This is a genomic window from Thermodesulfobium sp. (genome assembly GCF_053498235.1).
In genome coordinates, this window is record NZ_JBRCUV010000008.1 from 1 (window position 1) to 18,071 (window position 18,071).

Below are 18,071 nucleotides of genomic sequence, written 5' to 3' on the forward strand. Positions count from 1 at the left end.
TTTTTAATGTTTATTTTTTAATCCAATAAGGTGATAACAAATCTTCAAAAGCAGAGGTTGCAGCTATAGCTCCTCTTGCAACTGCGACAACAATTTGTTTCTCTCCTCCAGCTATATCGCCTGCTGCATATACTCTTTGAATATTGGTTCTCATATTTCTATCGACCTTTATATAACCTCCTTCATCTAGCTGAACCCCCAAATCTTTAGCAAGTAAGTTGTTTGGCTCATATCCAATTGCTACAAAAAGCCCATCCAGCTCAATGGTTTGCTCTTCACCCGTTACTCTATTTATAATTTTAATAAACTCTACAGATTCTTTTCCCATAATTTCTTTTACTTCACTATTCCATATTACTTCTATACCAAGTTTGAAAAAGGAATCCTGTAAATATTTTTCAGCTCTCAACGTATCTCTTCTGTGAATTAGCGTTACATCTGAACCAATGTTTTTTAGATATATCGCATCAGTAAGCGCTGTGTTTCCTCCTCCCACAACAAAAACCTTTTTCCCTTTATAAAAATATCCATCACAAAGCGCACAATAACTTATTCCTTTTCCATAAAAATAGTTTTCTCCTAAAACGTTTAATTTTTTCTTTGATGCACCGCTTGCTATTAATACAGCCTTTGACTTGTATAGGTCATCAGATGTAACTATCTCAAAATAGTCATCTATCTTTCTTACCTTTTTTACCTCTTCTCCAATATTAATTTCCACATAATTCAAAGCATGTTGTGTTAGAATATCAACTAATGATTTGCCTGAAATACTAGTAAATCCTGGATAATTTTCTACTTGTGGGGTTGTTAATACTTGACCACCAACCATTTCTCTTTCAAAAATTCCTACAGAAAGACCTGATCTTTTAGCATATATAGCAGCAGATAGACCTGCAGGCCCAGCTCCTACTATGGTTAAATCAAATTCTTTTATCTTTTTTTTACTGCTAAACAGAAGCTCTTGAACATCTTTACCTATCAAGGATAGAACAAATTCTTCATTTGATTGAAGGCCAACTGCTACCTGTTCTTTATCGACAAAAGTCACTGGTACTGACCTAATAGCCTTTTTTTGGGCAATATCTTTATTTTCAAATATTTCTACTATTCTTGTTTTAATATTCTTGTTGACCATACTTGCGTTAATGGCTATAATAGCCTGTTGTGGACAATATGGGCAGGTAGGACTGACGTATACTTCTACAATTGTCTCTTTTTTGATGTCCTTAATTAAGGATATATCTTTCTCAGACAAAAATTGTTTGGATCCAGATATGACAAGAATCGCATTAACCAATGTGTGAGCCTCTTCTCCGATAGGCGTACCAACGAAAATTGCATCTAATTTTTTATCGTCAAATATAATAATGGGACACCTCACATCATCGTCAATAATATTCGATGGCATATCGCTTTTTGATATAAATTGAACTGAAATCTTATCAGATAATTCAGGTAATACTTCAAATATCTCTTTTGCATAATCGTAAAATTGATCTTTAGTTTCTGGAAGTAAGACTTTTATATTTACCTTCTCATTTAGTATTGCAAAGCTTTCTTTTAAAGAATTTTTAATCCTTTCATCAATAATTCCCATCTTACCACTCCCTTTTTTAAAGCTCTATTTTAATTTAATACGTTTAATGTTAAAATTTAGTAAATAGAAACTATTATCATATTTTAAAGGAGATAATTTTGCCTAAATTAATCAGAGCTATTATGTTGTTCACAGTAGCCATATTATTGATAGTAGCATACTCATTTCCTTTTAACCTTTATGTGAGAATTATTAGTACTTTGTTTTCAATATTCTTTATATATGTAGCAATGTTTAAACCAAATATATTTGAGAAATTTTAATCAAAAAAAATACACTGAGGATCTTCATCAAGATATTTATCTTCTTGTCTTGTCGATAAAGCAAAGCTTACCGCCCTGCATCCTCTACATTTCATAAATTCAGAACATTCTTTGCATTTTCCGAAATAATTTTTTTGGTCTCTAAGTTTATTTAATACCTTAGAGTTTGACCATATTTCTCTAAAAGAGTCTCTTTTCAAATTTCCAATTGGAATCTTCAATCTCCTACAAGGAACAAGTGTTGCATCGCTTAAAACTGTTATACCAGCAAAACCTGCTGCACAACCGCCAAAACCATAAAACGTTTCACAATCAATATATAGAGAAGCAATCGGATCGCCTGTGTTAATTTTAAAAGTTGAATTCTTATTTTTTTCTTTAACAAAATTATAAACTGTTCTTAATTCATCTTTACTTAATATTAAATCCTTACTATTTTGTGAATGTCCAGTAGGGACCAATCTTGAGAAGACTAGTCCACTTACTTGTAAAGATTTGGCAATTTCAAATAGATCTTCAAAAAATCTATAATTAATTTTTGAAATTGTTGTATTCAAAGTTACGTCAATTTCATTTTCTATAAGGTTATTTATACCGATAACGGCTTTCCTAAAAGAACCTTTACCTCTAATATAGTCATGGATTTTTTCAGGACCATCTAGACTAACTTGTACTCCAGATACATGAAAAGCTTTCAGCTTCTTTGCAATTTCTTTATCTATTAAAGTAGCATTTGTTAAAATATAGTAATCTATTTTATTTTTTGATAAGAAATCTAAAATACTCTCCCAATCCTTTCTTACAAAAACCTCTCCCCCTAATAAATTTACATTGGGCAGAAAAGTAATTTTAGACTTATCTGCCCAATCGTTTACTACCTCTAATATTTCTTGCGTGTAGTCTTTAATTTCTTTAAGGTTCATTTCTTCAGTAAGTTCATTTTCTTGGTAACAGTGCCTACAATTCAGATTACACCTTTCAGTAATGTGTATTTGAATTGTAAATGGAATAACCATATTAGCTGCCAAACTGACAGCTGAACGATCTTCTATCAGCTTTTTCACTTACGGCAGACCTTTCCAGAACCTTTCTTAAGATTGTCCTTAATCTTATTCCAGAAGTCTGCCTCCTTTTCAAGGATCTTCTTATCAAACTCTTTCTTCACCTTTATCACCTCCTTCTTTAGTCTTATATTCTATCAAAGACTCAGTTAAAAAACACTGAGGATCTTTGTCAAGCCAACCATCTCTCTCTTTTGATAAAGAGTAAGCTATTGCCCTACATCCTCGGCATATGTTCCAATATAGACAATTATTACAGCCGTTTTTATATACGTTTTTAACTCTAAGAGATAGTAATATTTCATTATCAGACCAGATTTCCCTTAAGTCATCTGTCAGTATGTTTCCCAAGGGAATTGGCATTCTTCTGCAAGGAACAATAGTTCCATCAGACATGACTGTTATACTTGAAAAACCAGCCGAACAACCCCCGACTGTATTAACCTTATCTTTGAATTCACTATCAAGCACGCTAACCCCTAGAGGATCCTCCACCAACAAATCAAATGAAGCAATATTTTTTGATTTCAAATTTAAATAGAAATCTTTTAATTCTGAACTTGAAAGCATATTGTCTTGCAAAACTGAGCCTTTGCCAATAGGAACCAACCTTGAGAATCCTAAACCATCAACTTTCCAATCTTTTGCAATATCAATTAAATCATCTAAATTTTTGTAATTAAGTCTTGATATGGTAGTTTTTAAAAATACTTTAAAGTTTTCACGCCTCAAAAGTCTAACAGCTTCTTTAACCTTAGTGAAAGTGCCCTCTCCTCTTATACCATCATGAGTAATCTTATTTCCTTCAATGCTTATTTGGAATCCGTTAAACTTTAATTCTTTTAACTTTGCAATCATATTTTCATCAATAAGAGTACCATTAGTAAGGATATATGGTTCAATATCATTTTCGTTTAAAAACTCTACAATATCAAAAAAGTCTTCTCTTAAAAAAGGTTCACCACCTGTAAGTTTTATTAGAAGGGGAATTTCAATATCGTATTGAGCCTGCCATTCGCCAATAAGTTCTTTACAATATACAAAAAACTTTTTCCATTCTTCCAAGCTTAACTCAGATGTCTGATTTTCTTGATAACAGTGCTTACAGCGTAGATTACACCTCTCTGTAAGGTGAACTTGAATAAAGAAATCAAATTTTAGCATATTAAAGATTCTATATCTGGAAAATTTTGTAAGGAAACTAGAGTGTTCTCTTTTATTACAGGTATATTTCTTTCAAAGGTAGATCTGGGTTTTGAATAAAATACGCCAAGAGGAATCCTATCACCAAATTCTTGTGATTTTTCAAAAGCTCTTAATTTATCAGTAAGATCGTATTCGGCTTTAAATTCATATACTCTATTCTTATACCATTCAAAATTATTAACTTTATTAAAACTTACGCATATTTGAAGTATGTCCACAAGTGCAAACCCTTCGTGCATTATAGCCATCTTCATAATGTTTTTTAGGTGTTCTAGATTTCCAGAAAAACTCCTTGCTACAAATGAACAATCCATAGCAATTGCAAGTGCTAGGGGATTTAGAGGCTCAGAAAGAGCTCCAAAAGGCTGGGCTTTTGTGTGTCTGCCAAATTCTGTTGTAGGGGATGCCTGGCCTTTTGTAAGACCGTATACTCCATTGTTATGAACAAAGAGTGTTATGTTCGGATTTCTTCTAAAGGCGTGTAAAAGGTGATTGCCACCTTCTCCATATGTATCCCCATCTCCTCCGAAAACTATTATCTTTTGTTTATGATTAGCTACACTAATTCCCGTGGCTACAGGTAATGACCTTCCATGTAAACCATTAAAACCATTACATTTTAGATAATGCGGCAATTTGCTTGATTGACCTATTCCTGAGACTAATATAATCTCGTGTGGTTCAATATTTAACTCGAAAAGTGCTTTTTTAAACGCATCTAAAATACCAAAATTTCCACATCCAGGACACCAAGCAGGAATTATACCGTTATCAAAATCTCTATATGATTGCATAAATACCCTCCAAAACCTCGTCATAATTAAAAGGCCTACCATCAAATTTTCTGATATTACTGGAAAATTTAAAATTATATTCTGATTCAAGAAATCTTTGAAACTGTCCAGAAGCATTGTTTTCAATACATATTGTTTTGTAAGCGTTAAACAAGATATTTAGCGCTTCTTCAGAATTTTCACGTAGAGGGGGTGGAAAAATCTCGCAATAATGTATGGCGCATATTGATAATCTCTTGTTGTTAACTATTTCTTTAAGAATCCCAAGATTTGATCCAAAACCAACCAATACTATCTTTGAATTTTTATCGCCATAAATTTTGGGAGGGGATATCTCTTTTCTTATGTTTTCAATTTTCCAAAAGTATCTTCTTTCGAGTTGTTTCTTTCTAACTTCGCCATCTTCAGTTATATGACCATCTTCGTCATGCTCATCGCTATCTGTAAATACTAACTGCCTGCTATCTCCAGGAACAGCTAAAGGACACAAAGGTATATTTTTAGTAAAATCTAAAAATTTGTGTCTTTTATAGTTTGGATAGTTTTCAAATTCAACCGATCTAAGTCTATAATCGTGATTTTTTAGTTCTATTTTTAAATCCCTTTCGTAAGAGTACAAAGAATCTACCAGATGTTGATCCGTCAAAATAATAGCGGGTACTTGATATTTTTCAGCAATGTCAAATGCCTTATTTGTAAGAAGAGCACATTCAAGAGGGTCCCCGGGAGCAAATACAACTCTTGCAAATTCTCCATGCCCTGCATTTATGGCATAAAGTAATTCACCCTGTTCAGTTCTTGTTGGAAAACCTGTTGCAGGGCCTGGACGTTGAGATAGGAGAATTACTATGGGCGTTTCTGTCATTCCTGCAAGAGATAGGGCTTCGTTCATTAGTGCAAAACCACCGCCCGAAGTTCCAGTCATAGCTCTAACTCCTGCAAATGATGCTCCAAGAGCCATGTTTATAGCGCTTATTTCATCCTCAGCCTGCTCAACTACAATATTAAATTTTTCTGCGTTTGCACCAATATATTGAAAAACCCCTGTAGAAGGAGTCATAGGATATGCTGAATAAAATTTGCAGCCTGATCCGATAGCTCCAATACCAATTCCTTTTACTCCATCAAGCAAAATTTTACTATTATTACTTACAGATGGTAAATCTATTTTCTTTTTTATATCAAAGTTATATCCAATATCTATTACCTTTATATTTTGTTCTATTATATCTTCCGATTTATCAGAGAAAATATCTCGGATAACTTTATAAACATATTTTCTATCAATAGAAAACATATTTGATACCAGTGCAAGAGATACTACATTTTCAAATATATTTTTAAGTCCTGCATCTTTTAGCATCTTTCTGAAAGGACAATTTACAAATCTTTCGTCCGATTCATAATGTTTTAAAGAATCAGCATCATAGACTACAATACCCCCCTCACGGAGTAAGTTTTTATATTCCAATCCCTTTTTGTCAAAAGTAATTATTAAATCTATGTATTTTCTTGGAGCGTATATCTCTTCAGTGCTGAAGCTTATCTGATAAAAGTTATGCCCTCCTCTTATTCTGGATTCATAATCCTGAAAAGAATATACGTTGTATCCCAAAGAGCTAAAGAGCCTTGAGAATCCCTCCCCTGTAGTTTGAATACCTTGACCCGCTTCACCACATATTCTTATGGTACATTCCATACATAACCTCTCTGCATAAGTTTTATATTAGTATTAATAATAACCTTTTGCAAAAAAATAATCAAGTAGAATTGTAATAATTTTTTAAAAATTCTTAATTAAAAAGCTTTTTTAGAATACTTTTTAGATCCAATGATTCAAGAAATTTTTTAAGAGATACCTTTTGATCCTCAGTAAGATTCTCCCATGGCTTTTCCTTAATATCAATTTCTATTGAAATATCTGTATCAAGTAGAGTTATAGATTTGTAAAAAAGGATTTTATCTTTGTTTTCATAGATCAATTCTTTATATTTCTTATTCTTCAGCCGTTCAATATTTTGTAATAGCGTTTCTACAGTATCAAATTGTTTCAATATCTCAATAGCTGTTTTTTTTCCTATCCCCTTAACACCTGGAATCTCATCAGAGGAGTCACCCGACAATGCTTTCATATCAGCAATTTGATATGGTTTAATCTCAAATTTTTCTATAAATTTGTTTAAATCATATTTCTCTACATCACTAATACCTTTCTTCATAATCAGTACCTTTACTCTTTCACTGACAAGCTGAAGCAGGTCAAAATCACCTGTTAATATTAAAATGTCAAAATCTTTTTTTAAAATTTGCTTCATCATGCTAGCTACTATATCATCGCTTTCGTATCCAGGTATCTCGTAAAACTGAATATTCATAAGTTTTAAAAAATTTTTAATTAAAAAGATTTGGGAGACAAGTGATTCTGGCATCTTTGGTCTTGATGCTTTATACTCTTTAAAACTTTCATGTCTAAAGGTTTTTTCAGGAGAGTCAAATGCCACAAATATGGAATAAGGATCCTCTTCTTTTATTAACTTTAATAGGATATTAATAAAGCCATAAAGTGCATTTGTGGGTACACCTGTTGAAGAGTTTAACTCAGGTATAGCATAATATGCTCTATATATAACAGAATGTGCGTCAATTAGACAAATTGTCCTGTCCAGATCAAAAAGATTTTTCATAATTATAACTTTCCAAATAGTTTAGTGCGTTTTCAGTTAGTACTCTACCTCTCGGGGTTCGTTGGATAAAATCAATCTTTAAAAGATATGGCTCACAAAGATCTTCAATTGTTTCAGGACTTTCACCTAGAAACTGAGAAATATTATCTATACCCGCAGGCCCATTTTTAAAAACATCCTTTAGAGCGCGTAGATACTTCCTATCAAGATCATTAAGCCCTAAATCGTCAATATTTATAATTTCTAGAGACTTCTTTGCAGCTTCTAAATTTATTGCTTTGATTTTATTAACCTGAACGTAATCTCTAACTCTTCTTAAAAGTTTATTAGCTACTCTTGGAGTAAATCTTGACCTTTTAGCCAAAAATTCACAGGCATCATCATCAATTTCTAAATTAAGAAACTGAGCAGATCTTTTGATAATAGCTGTTAATTCATCGATTTGATAAAATTCAAAATATCCATGAATTCCAAATCTATCAATAAGAGGCGAAGAGAGCAAGCCAGGTTTTGTAGTTGCACAAATCAGCGTAAAAGGAGGCAAATTCAATCTAATGCTTTGTGCCCCAACACCCTTTGAAACGCTGATGTCTACAATATAATCTTCCATTGAAATATACAAGATTTCTTCTAAGTTTTTCGGTAGTCTATGAATTTCGTCAATAAATATAACAGAGCCTTCTTTATCAATTGAAGTTAGAAGCCCGACAAGATCTATTGGCTTCTGCAACGCTGATGCTATTGCAAATTTAAAGTTCTTTCCCATCTCATATGCAAGTATTGAAGCAAGAGTAGTTTTTCCAAGACCAGGAGGACCAGAAAGCAATATATGATCTAGCATCTCGTTTCTTTTCTTTGCAGCATCTACAGAAATTTTTAAAAGTCTTTTTATATTTTTCTGCCCAATATATTCATCAAATGACTTTGGTCTTAATATATTCATCTTATTTTTTGAATAGCAATAGTAATAATATCTTCACTTTTAACAGAACTCAAATCCTGTATTTCCTTTAGTGTATCAATTACAACCTCTTTAGCTCTTTGGAATGTAACGCCCAAAGTAACCAGTGCATCAACAGCCAATTTTGCTTTATCGTCGAACTTTATCTCAGAAAATTCTGGGAAGCACCCCTTTAACTCTTCAAATATTCTTCTAGCGGTTTTTTCACCTACTCCAGGAATTGATTTCAAGGAATTTATACGATCATTCTTCAAATCAAGAATCAAGGTTGGATTGGTTTTGAACGAAGATATAATTTGCAACGCAAGTTTCACGCCAACTCCATGAATTTTTAAGAGCTTTTGAAAGCTTTCAAGATCTGAGATTGACTCAAAACCAAAAAGTTGTTGGGTCTCTGCGATGAATTGATGACTTATGTAAAGTTCTACAATATCACCCTTTTTATTTTTATTTTTCTCATAAAGATAGGGCGGAAGTTTAATTAAATACCCTAAACCGTTATTTTCGACAATTATACCATTTTCAATAAATCCAATCAAATTACCTACTATATATGCTATCATTATCCGAATATACAAGTGCCAACGCAATCGCGTCAGTCACGTCATCCCTTAGGTTGCTAAAATTTTGCCCTAAAATGTATTCTACCGATCTTCTGACTTGAGCCTTATTTGCAAGTCCATTTCCAGATATCAAACGCTTCACTTCTTTTGGGGTATACTCTTTGTATTTGATATTTCTTTTATTTAAAACCAACTTTATTATTCCTCTACCTTCAGATACGTCCATAACAGTCTTTTGATTTTTAAAGTAAAAAAGCTTTTCTATTGAACACACATCAGGATTATATTTATCAACAATAAAATTTAACTCTTCAAATATTTTACATAGTCTTTCGTCCTGACTGCAGTTGTAAAGTTGAATCAAGCCACAACCCTCTAAATTAACTTTCTCTTCCCTTTTTACAATAGCATATCCTATATCAGCTACTCCAGGATCAACTCCTAAAATAATCATTTTAATTAACTTTCTTTTTCTACCTCTTTCATAATTTCGTCTGGAATATCAAAATTAGAGTAAACATTTTGTACATCGTCGTGATCTTCTAATTGTTCTAAAAAGTTCAGAACCTTTTTTGCATCAGAAATATTATTAATTTGAACGTATGTTGAAGGCACCATAACCAATTCACAGCTAGTTATATTAAAGTTATGACTCTTAAGTTTGTTTTGAACTTGATAGAGATTTTCTGGCTCGGTAGTTATCTTTGTTTCTCCATCACTTTGTTCTACATCATCAATTGATAGATCCTCTTCAATAGCCAATTCCATAATCTTTTCCTCGTTTTCACCTTCTATAATAATCTCGCCCTTTCTTGAAAACATCCAGGCAACAGCTCCAGCTTCAGCCATACTTCCACCGTATTTTGAAAATATCTTTCTGAGTTCAGGAGCAGTTCTATTTTTATTATCAGTAGTAACTTGCATTAAAACAGCAACGCCTAGTGGTCCATAACCCTCATACAATAATTCTTCATAATTTGTACCGTCATTAAGTTCTCCTGTGCCTTTTTGAATCGCCCTTTTAATATTATCAGAAGGCATATTTACACTTTTTGCCTTTTCAATTGCTATTCTTAACCTTGGGTTGGCTTCAGGATTACCGCCACCAGTTCTTGCGGCTACCGTTAACTCTCTGGCAAGTTTTGTAAAAATCCGCCCTCTAATTGCATCTTCTTTTGATTTCTTATGCTTAATATTAGCCCATTTAGAATGACCAGAAATGTTTACACCTCCAAAAAACAAGAAAATTTTCAATACAAAGCTAGAAACTCTAATAAATTATAACAAAAATTTCAAACTCCTGTATGACCAAACCCCTTTTCATTTCTTTCAGTTTCATTCAAATTAGAAAAAACAAATTTTACATCGCATACCTTTTGAAAAACCATTTGAGCAATTCTATCATAGGGATTTATAGTAAAGTTTCTGTCACCCAAATTAATTAAAATTACTTTTATTTCACCCCTATAATCAGAATCTATTGTTCCAGGACTATTCAATACAAAAATACCCTTTAAAGCTAAACCGCTTCTAGATCTTATTTGAGCCTCATATCCTGTTGGGATCTGAACCTTAAAGCCAGTTGGGATTAACTTTATCTCCCCCTTCGAAAGTTCAAGAGGTTTATCAATATACGCTTTTATATCATATCCGCTGCTACCTTCAGTTTTTTTTTCTGGCATACACTTGTCATTTATTAATTCAATTATTACATTTATCATCTAATAGACCCTTGCAAAAATTTTTCTCCCTACTTTTAACTTAAACCTTCCCTTCTTAACTATAAACTTTTCATCTGTTATAACTTCATCATTAATCTCTATAGCACCCTGAGAAATAAGCCTTTTTCCTTCGCTTGTACTTTTTAACAATCTGAGATCGACTAAAAGTTTTGGCAACCAAATTTCATTTTCATTTTCATACGGCCATTGATATTCGGGAGCATCATTAGGAAAATCTCTTCTCTCAAAGGCTGCTTCAAAATTTTCTTTTGCTTTTAACGCGTCCTCTTCTGAGGTATATTTCTTTGTGATTTCAAAAGCCAGGATCTTTTTTATTTCTTTTGGATTACTATACTTTTCAAAAAACTTAGAAATCTCTTCCTCAGTAAAATCTGTAAGCAAAATAAGATATTGTCTTAAGAGTTCATCAGGTATTGACATAAGTTTTCCAAATATTTCTTTTGGATCCTCTGAAATTCCAACGTAATTCCCAAGACTTTTGCTCATTTTCTGTTTTCCATCAAGCCCAGCAATAATTGGCATCGTCAAACATACTTGTGGCTCCATCCCCATTTTTTCCATCAGGTCTCTACCTATCAGGAGATTGAAAGTTTGATCAGTTCCACCAAGTTCTACATCAGCATTGATAGCCACAGAATCATATGCTTGTAACAATGGATACAAAATTTCGTGAAGACTAATAGGTTCATTCGCTTTTAGTCTTTCTGAAAACGTTTCCCTCTCCAGAATCCTTGCAACAGTAAATTTTGCGCTAATTTTTATTAACTCTTCTAAACTAATCTTGGATAACCACTCAGAATTATATTTTATAACGGTTTTCTTCTCATCTAAAATCTTAAAGGCTTGAGCTTTATAGGTTTCTGCATTCTTTTTAATTTCTTCAGCACTAAGTGATGGTCTAGTCTTCGACTTACCAGTTGGATCTCCTATTAAGGCTGTAAAGTCGCCAATAATTAATATTACGTTGTGTCCCAAATCCTGAAAATTTTTTAACTTTCTAAGGACAACAGTGTGGCCTAGGTGCAAATCAGGTGCTGTAGGATCAATTCCCAATTTGATGTTTAACTTTCTACCAGATCTAATCTTTTTTTCAAGGTCTTCAATAGGTATAATCTCTTCCGTTCCCCTTTTAATTAGCTTAATTGATTCTTCAAAGTTCAACAAAAACCCTCCTTTCAAAGTTACATAAGGAATGATATCATATACAAGACAGACTTTGAATAACATGTTATAATTTACTTTCGTCAAAAATTTATAGAAAAACAAAAAATGGAGGAATTATATGCCCGTTACAAGAACAGCAGCTAGAGCTTTAAGAAAAAGCTTAAGAAAAAAACAACATAATCAGTCATTAAAATCAGCTACCAAAACCAGTATTAAAAATTTTGAAAAATTTATTCTTAGCGAAACAGCTTTAGAACAAAAAGAAAAAGCCATTGAGCTTTTCAAAAAAGCAGTTAGCCTAGTTGATAGGCTGGCTAAGAAAAATATTTTTTCTAAAAACAAAGCTTCAAGAAAAAAATCTCAGCTTCAAATCAAATTAAATGATTTCCTGAATCAGAAAAAAGAGTCTTAAGTATAAGCTGTAAAGAATCCTCAGTGGACAGAAGGCCAGATTTCAGCTGCCCTTCTGTTTTTAAAATTCTTAAGAGAACTTGACTGATTTTTTTTGGATGAAGTTTTGTATTTATAGCGTGTTTCATTTGCCAAATTTTATCTTGATCTAATCTTAGAAAATTACGATAGCTAATATTAAAATAAGCAAAAAGCAGATCCCTTTTTAAAACCTCTATTAAAACAAAAACATCATCTGATTTTATGTTAAATAAAGAGAGATCTTTAACATTTTTACCTTCAAAAAATAGTTTAGAAATATCCCATATTTTTTTTGATTCAAACAATGAGGAACTAGAACCTAAAAACACCTTTAAAAGTTCATTTTTAGTCCATTCATAATTTTTTTCGTATGTATTATAAATTTCTTTAACCAGTCTCTTATCAAGATTAAATTTATATTTTTCAAAAAAATTCTCAAAAGCAATAATTACAAAATTAAAATCCTCCTTGAAAATTTTAATTCCCTTATTCTCAAGACTTTTTAAAGTCATTGCATTAATTTTTTCACAAACGATAAACAACCTTTTGTCTTCAGAGGCATTTAATTCAAGAATTAATTTAGCATTTTCCTTTGTAATTTCAAAAGTCTTAAAGTATACACACTCTCCCCCAAATAATGAAAAAGAACCAAAATTATCTTTGAGCTCTTCTATACTGTTTACTTCCACAACATTTATCTTCTCTTCTCTAAAGTATTTTCCCAAATAGTCATGCCACATGGAAAGATTTCCTACGAATAAATTTTTAAGTTTTAAATCAATTTTGTATCTTTCTTCAACTTTCTTCATTATTTACCTCTTTATTCATAAGTATATGAGTCTGGATAAATTAATTTATAATCATGATAGATTCTAACTACTTCTTTATCACAAAACACAATAACATCTTTCAAAGGTTTAAAAAATTGGTTGACTGGAATAAAAAACTTACCATTTTGAGTTTTTACTAAACAACCATTAGTTTGTTTATAAAACTCAAAACTTCCCTCACTCGATTTTAAGATTACTCCTTTTTTATCATTATAAACTTTTATATCATCACTCTTTAAAAACAACAACGAAAAAATTAAGAATACTACAAAAAGATAAAATATGAGAGAATTATATTTATTAAAAATTATCAAAAATAAAACCAAATAATAAAGGTATACACAAAAAATAGGTATTTTTGCAGAAAAAACTGAAGATAGTGGAAGCAGTGACCATCCGTTTATTACATATACAATAAAATCAGTTATATGCGTTATAAATTGACCAATATATTGAGAAAAACCACCTGCAATAATCATAAGAAAACTTAGCAAAAAACCAAAAAGCAAAAATATTTCCAAAAATGGAGTTATAAATATGTTTGTAACTAAGGCCAAAAAAGAGATGTTACTAAAGTAATTCACTATTGGAGGAAAAAGAAAAATAAACACAGAAAATGAAAGCAAAAATAGTTCAATTAAATAATTATTAATTTTTAGTCTATTTCTTATTTCACTTGCAAAAAACATTGCAAAGATACACAAAAACGTTAGTTGAAAACTAATATCAAAAAGAGAATATGGTTCAAATAAAAGAAGTAATATTAATACAAACAAAGTTAGGTTGAATGTTGAATAGTTAAGTCTAAATAGCTCTGCAAGTGCAATTAATAGTATTAAACAGCCAGCTCTCATAACTGGTGGGTCAAGGCCTACATTTACACAGAATAGCAGCGTTAAAGAAAATATAATAAAAAAAGATATAATGGGATTTATTGACATTCTCTTTAAAAAGTAAAAAAGCGTAGAAAATATCATTGATACCTGAGCACCAGATACTACAAGTATGTGTAAAAGGCCAGTGCGATTAAACGCATTATAAATTTCTTTAGATGGCTGAAAAAGATCGTCTCCATATAACATCGCACCAAAAATATTGCCTGATTTTTCTGTCATATTCTTTTTAATAGAATCTTCAATATATCTTTTAAAAAAGAATGTGTTGTTTGAACCTGTTTTTTCAATTTTATTTGCAATAATTAAAGAATTCTTAATTGGTTCACCATCAAATAATATATTATCTCCTTGCTGAAAATTTGTTTTTTCTCTAGATATTACCCTTTCAATTTTTAAAGCAAATGGTTCGGGAGTGTACAAGATAACCTTTAAAATGTTGTTTTTCTGATTAATTACTGAAGCAGAAAAGAAAAAATTTTTATAATTAAACCTGGATAAATCCTTACAATATGAAATTAATAAACCACTAAATAGTAGCATTAGCGAGATTAAACCTATCAGCATATAAAATTTGAACCTCTTTACATCAAAAGAGATTAAAAAGAAGAACAAAGCAGTAAAAAAATATATAAAAAGTGCAAAATTTGAATAATTATAGTAAAGAAATATTCCTGCACAAAATGACAACGTGGGTAAAATTAGAGGATAACGCCAAATCAAAAGGTTATAAGTCCTTTTAATTGCTCAATTTTTGAATTTGAAAAGTTTAATCGTTGTTTAAAATCTTCTAAATCTTGAAACTTTGATTTGTTTCTCTCGTTGATAATCTTTTCTGCAGTTATCTTACCAATGCCAGGCAACGAATCAAGTTCTTCTAACGATGCGAGATTTACGTTGACAATATTATCCTGAACTAATCTTGAATTGGATAAAGGTACTTTTATCGTTTGATTAGGTTTTAAGGTTTTATTTAAGGCTAAAGTAGAGGTATCAGCGCCTTCCAAACATCCTCCAGCAATAACTATTAAGTCCTGAACTGTTGAACCATAAGGAATTTCATAATCGCCTGGATTTTTTATGGCTCCCTTTATGTGAACAACTATATTTCTTTCTGCTGTTGTAGTTTTGATTTTTACTCTACTACCTTTGCTTTTATCACTATATTGGTTTGCTTGTTTATCTTTTGAATCAACAATATCGTTCGCTGAATTATTTGTGCTATTGCTAAAACTCCAAAAAGCTATAACAAAAGCAATAAAAAATAGTGATAATACTAATGGAAGTTTCTCTTTCATGTCATAAGTTTACTTGACCACTATATTAAAAATTTTATTTTTCACATAAATCTTTTTCAAAATCTTCTTTCCCTCTATAAATTTTTTAACTCTTAAACTCGACATTACTTTGTCTTCTATAACTTCTTCCTCCTGATCCTTTTCAACCATAATCTTATCTCTTAATTTTCCATTAACTTGTATTGCTATTGTACATATATCGTCTTCAAGATAATTAGGATCAACTTCTGGCCAACTCTGAAAACATATAAGTTCTTCGTGCCCCATTCTTGACCATATTTCTTCTGATATATGAGGCGCAAAAACAGAAAGAATTATTGTAAATGTTTCAAATATTTTCTTTACTATTTCAGGTCTAATTTTTTTATTCCTAAGAGAATAAGAAAATTCATTCGTAAATTCCATCAAAGCGGCAATAGAAGTATTAAAGTGAAACTTATTTTCGATATCATTACTGGCTTTCAGTAAAGTTTTATTTAATTTTTTATAAATATAGATTTCATCTTCATTTAAATCTGATCCAACAGAAGAATCAACATCTTTTATATATTCAAAATTTTCATTAAACAGTTTCCATACTCTTGTCAAGAAACGATGGGCACCCTCCACTCCCTGATCGCTCCATTCAAGGTCTTTTTCTGGAGGAGCAGCAAAGAGAATAAATATTCTTGCAGTATCAGCACCATACGTTGAGATTATTTCTTCAGGATCAACAATATTACCTTTAGACTTTGACATCTTTTCTCCATCTTTTAAAACCATACCTTGTGTCAAAAGATTCGAAAAGGGTTCATCAACATTTAAAAGACCCAAATCGCGCAATACCTTTACAAAGAATCTTGAATATAGAAGGTGCAAAACTGCATGCTCTACTCCACCAATGTACTGATCAACACTCATCCAAAATTTAGCCTTTTCTAAAGAAAATGGTTGAGTATCGTTCTTTGGATCACAAAATCTAATATAATACCAAGAAGAATCAACAAATGTATCCATTGTGTCAGTCTCTCTTCTGGCATCAGAACCACAGACTGGACATTTTACTTTTATAAAATCATCAATATTAGATAAAGGAGAACCTCCAGTTCCAGTAAATTCAACATTTGTTGGCAAAATTACAGGCAAATCTTCTTCCCTCAAAGGAACTATTCCACATTTTTCGCAATAAACAACTGGTATAGGTGTTCCCCAATATCTTTGCCTAGATATAAGCCAATCTCTTAGCCTTATTTGCTTTGCAAATCTTGCAATTTGTTTTTCTTGAAACATCTCTACAATTTTCTTTTTCGCATCAGAACTTTTAAGTCCTGAGATATGAGGTGAGTTTATTACAATTCCTTCCTCTTCATATGCCTTATCCGTGTTGTACGAGGCATCATCTTCAGGCTTAATCACATATCTTATTGGTAGATTTTTTTCTCTTGCAAAATCAAAATCCCTCGAATCATGAGCTGGTACCCCCATTACAGCACCAGTTCCATAACCCATAAGTACGTAATTTGATGTATACACCCGAATTTTTTCATTTGTAAGGGGATTTATAACATAAATTCCAAGGTCAACACCCTTTTTATCAGTTATGCCTACTGTAAACCTGTTTTGTACCTTCTCTCTTTCGTATTCTCTAATAAACTCTCTCAATTCATCATTTTTGTTATTTTCTAAAATATTTTTTACTATAGGATGCTCAGCTGAAACTACAAGAAAGGTTGCTCCCCCTAAAGTATCCGCACGAGTGGTAAATACTTCTATGTAATCTTCTTTATAGCCCCTTACTTTTTCGCTTAATTTAAATTTTATCATCACGCCTTCAGATAAACCTATCCAATTTCGCTGCATTACCTTTACTTTTTGAGGCCAACCATCTAGTAATTCCAAATCTTTAGAAAGCTCTTCAGCATAATCTGTAATCTTAAAAAACCATTGTTCCAATTCTTTCAATTCAACTTCACTTTTGCATCGCCAACATCTTCCCTCTTCGGCTTGTTCATTTGCAAGGACAGTTTTACATTCTGGACACCAATTAACTTTAGATTTTCCCTTATAAACCAAACCCTTTTTATAAAATTGAAGAAAAAGCCATTGATTCCACTTATAGTAATCTGGAAGACATGTGGCTATTTCTCTATCCCAGTCATAACTTATACCTAAAGAGTTAAGCTGTCTTTTCATGTTTGCAATATTCTTTATGGTCCACTCATATGGGTGCACTCCATATTTTATCGCCGCATTTTCAGCAGGCATTCCAAATGCATCCCATCCCATTGGATGAAGCACATTATATGATTTCATCCTGTAATATCGTGCTACCACATCACCAATGGTATAATTTCTAACGTGACCCATGTGCAAATTTCCAGATGGGTAAGGGAACATCTCAAGTATATACATCTTTTTGCTCCCTTGTTTATCATCCGTTTTAAAAGCCTTTCTTTCTCTCCAAACGTTTTGCCATTTTTTCTCTATTGTTTCAAAAGGATATAAACCCAACTATATTGCCTCCCCAAATTTAGGTATGGTATTTGGAATATTATAAACCTAAAATCAAAATTTTTATAAGATTTAAAATAATTTAAATAT

The 18,071-nt window shown here is 31.7% G+C and carries 17 protein-coding genes; 1 reads left to right on the forward strand and 16 read right to left on the reverse strand.

Annotated features, from left to right (window positions below; genetic code table 11):
- Positions 1 to 10: 10 nt before the first annotated feature.
- From trxB to tyrS, 12 genes are all read right to left on the reverse strand, one after another.
- A complete protein-coding gene (gene trxB, locus ACWIUX_RS00400) occupies positions 11 to 1,600 on the reverse strand; it encodes a thioredoxin-disulfide reductase (protein WP_448588743.1) in 1,590 nt (529 codons plus the stop codon).
- 259 nt (positions 1,601 to 1,859) lie between these two features.
- The gene (locus ACWIUX_RS00405; RefSeq protein WP_448588744.1) at positions 1,860 to 2,927 is read right to left on the reverse strand and encodes a radical SAM protein; all 1,068 of its coding nucleotides are present in this window, start codon (positions 2,925 to 2,927) and stop codon (positions 1,860 to 1,862) included.
- An 84-nt stretch (positions 2,928 to 3,011) separates the two neighbouring features.
- Positions 3,012 to 4,088 (reverse strand): radical SAM protein, encoded by a 1,077-nt coding sequence (locus tag ACWIUX_RS00410; RefSeq protein WP_448588745.1) that lies wholly within the window; start codon positions 4,086 to 4,088, stop codon positions 3,012 to 3,014.
- Positions 4,082 to 4,924: a 2-oxoacid:ferredoxin oxidoreductase subunit beta gene (locus tag ACWIUX_RS00415; protein ID WP_448588746.1), complete on the reverse strand. Its 843-nt coding sequence runs from the start codon at positions 4,922 to 4,924 to the stop codon at positions 4,082 to 4,084. Before ACWIUX_RS00415 ends, ACWIUX_RS00410 begins: the two co-directional genes overlap by 7 nt.
- Positions 4,911 to 6,623, reverse strand: coding sequence for a 2-oxoacid:acceptor oxidoreductase subunit alpha (locus ACWIUX_RS00420; RefSeq protein WP_448588747.1), 1,713 nt, complete (start codon positions 6,621 to 6,623; stop codon positions 4,911 to 4,913). Before ACWIUX_RS00420 ends, ACWIUX_RS00415 begins: the two co-directional genes overlap by 14 nt.
- Before the next feature lie 94 nt (positions 6,624 to 6,717).
- The gene (locus ACWIUX_RS00425; RefSeq protein WP_448588748.1) at positions 6,718 to 7,608 is read right to left on the reverse strand and encodes a 5'-3' exonuclease; all 891 of its coding nucleotides are present in this window, start codon (positions 7,606 to 7,608) and stop codon (positions 6,718 to 6,720) included.
- Positions 7,592 to 8,551, reverse strand: coding sequence for a Holliday junction branch migration DNA helicase RuvB (gene ruvB, locus ACWIUX_RS00430; protein ID WP_448588749.1), 960 nt, complete (start codon positions 8,549 to 8,551; stop codon positions 7,592 to 7,594). The genes ACWIUX_RS00425 and ruvB overlap by 17 nt, the downstream gene beginning before the upstream one ends.
- The gene (gene ruvA / locus ACWIUX_RS00435) at positions 8,548 to 9,108 is read right to left on the reverse strand and encodes a Holliday junction branch migration protein RuvA (RefSeq protein WP_448588750.1); all 561 of its coding nucleotides are present in this window, start codon (positions 9,106 to 9,108) and stop codon (positions 8,548 to 8,550) included. The genes ruvB and ruvA overlap by 4 nt, the downstream gene beginning before the upstream one ends.
- 1 nt (position 9,109) lies before the next feature.
- Complete coding sequence (locus ACWIUX_RS00440) at positions 9,110 to 9,586, reverse strand: crossover junction endodeoxyribonuclease RuvC (RefSeq protein ID WP_448588751.1); 477 nt, start codon at positions 9,584 to 9,586, stop codon at positions 9,110 to 9,112.
- A gap of 5 nt (positions 9,587 to 9,591) precedes the next feature.
- Complete coding sequence (locus ACWIUX_RS00445; protein ID WP_448588758.1) at positions 9,592 to 10,353, reverse strand: YebC/PmpR family DNA-binding transcriptional regulator; 762 nt, start codon at positions 10,351 to 10,353, stop codon at positions 9,592 to 9,594.
- A 71-nt stretch (positions 10,354 to 10,424) separates the two neighbouring features.
- Positions 10,425 to 10,850 (reverse strand): dUTP diphosphatase, encoded by a 426-nt coding sequence (dut, locus tag ACWIUX_RS00450; protein WP_448588759.1) that lies wholly within the window; start codon positions 10,848 to 10,850, stop codon positions 10,425 to 10,427.
- Positions 10,851 to 10,853: 3 nt separating this feature from the next.
- Complete coding sequence (tyrS, locus tag ACWIUX_RS00455) at positions 10,854 to 12,035, reverse strand: tyrosine--tRNA ligase (protein ID WP_448588752.1); 1,182 nt, start codon at positions 12,033 to 12,035, stop codon at positions 10,854 to 10,856.
- A 121-nt stretch (positions 12,036 to 12,156) separates the two neighbouring features.
- Between tyrS and rpsT the strand changes: the two genes are divergently transcribed.
- A complete protein-coding gene (rpsT, locus tag ACWIUX_RS00460; protein WP_448588753.1) occupies positions 12,157 to 12,450 on the forward strand; it encodes a 30S ribosomal protein S20 in 294 nt (97 codons plus the stop codon).
- Here the strand turns inward: rpsT and ACWIUX_RS00465 are convergent.
- From ACWIUX_RS00465 to leuS, 4 genes are all read right to left on the reverse strand, one after another.
- Positions 12,410 to 13,279 (reverse strand): hypothetical protein, encoded by an 870-nt coding sequence (locus tag ACWIUX_RS00465; RefSeq protein WP_448588754.1) that lies wholly within the window; start codon positions 13,277 to 13,279, stop codon positions 12,410 to 12,412. The genes rpsT and ACWIUX_RS00465 overlap by 41 nt on opposite strands.
- Positions 13,280 to 13,290: 11 nt before the next feature.
- Positions 13,291 to 14,760 (reverse strand): ComEC/Rec2 family competence protein, encoded by a 1,470-nt coding sequence (locus tag ACWIUX_RS00470; protein WP_448588755.1) that lies wholly within the window; start codon positions 14,758 to 14,760, stop codon positions 13,291 to 13,293.
- A gap of 152 nt (positions 14,761 to 14,912) precedes the next feature.
- The gene (locus ACWIUX_RS00475) at positions 14,913 to 15,491 is read right to left on the reverse strand and encodes a DUF655 domain-containing protein (protein WP_448588756.1); all 579 of its coding nucleotides are present in this window, start codon (positions 15,489 to 15,491) and stop codon (positions 14,913 to 14,915) included.
- Positions 15,492 to 15,500: 9 nt separating this feature from the next.
- Positions 15,501 to 17,981 carry a leucine--tRNA ligase gene (gene leuS, locus ACWIUX_RS00480; protein ID WP_448588757.1) on the reverse strand — a complete coding sequence of 827 codons (2,481 nt, stop codon included), beginning with the start codon at positions 17,979 to 17,981 and terminating at the stop codon, positions 15,501 to 15,503.
- Positions 17,982 to 18,071 lie beyond the last annotated feature (90 nt).

Excerpts from the sequence above, each read along its gene's own strand:
- ACWIUX_RS00410 (WP_448588745.1), bottom strand. The coding sequence starts at position 4,088 with ATGCTAAAATTTGATTTCTTTATTCAAGTTCACCTTACAGAGAGGTGT.
- ruvB (WP_448588749.1), bottom strand. The coding sequence starts at position 8,551 with ATGAATATATTAAGACCAAAGTCATTTGATGAATATATTGGGCAGAAA.
- ACWIUX_RS00470 (WP_448588755.1), bottom strand. The coding sequence starts at position 14,760 with ATGCTGATAGGTTTAATCTCGCTAATGCTACTATTTAGTGGTTTATTA.
- ACWIUX_RS00465 (WP_448588754.1), bottom strand. The coding sequence starts at position 13,279 with ATGAAGAAAGTTGAAGAAAGATACAAAATTGATTTAAAACTTAAAAAT.
- ACWIUX_RS00475 (WP_448588756.1), bottom strand. The coding sequence starts at position 15,491 with ATGAAAGAGAAACTTCCATTAGTATTATCACTATTTTTTATTGCTTTT.
- ACWIUX_RS00420 (WP_448588747.1), bottom strand. The coding sequence starts at position 6,623 with ATGGAATGTACCATAAGAATATGTGGTGAAGCGGGTCAAGGTATTCAA.
- rpsT (WP_448588753.1), top strand. The coding sequence starts at position 12,157 with ATGCCCGTTACAAGAACAGCAGCTAGAGCTTTAAGAAAAAGCTTAAGA.
- ACWIUX_RS00425 (WP_448588748.1), bottom strand. The coding sequence starts at position 7,608 with ATGAAAAATCTTTTTGATCTGGACAGGACAATTTGTCTAATTGACGCA.
- trxB (WP_448588743.1), bottom strand. The coding sequence starts at position 1,600 with ATGGGAATTATTGATGAAAGGATTAAAAATTCTTTAAAAGAAAGCTTT.
- ACWIUX_RS00440 (WP_448588751.1), bottom strand. The coding sequence starts at position 9,586 with ATGATTATTTTAGGAGTTGATCCTGGAGTAGCTGATATAGGATATGCT.
- ACWIUX_RS00415 (WP_448588746.1), bottom strand. The coding sequence starts at position 4,924 with ATGCAATCATATAGAGATTTTGATAACGGTATAATTCCTGCTTGGTGT.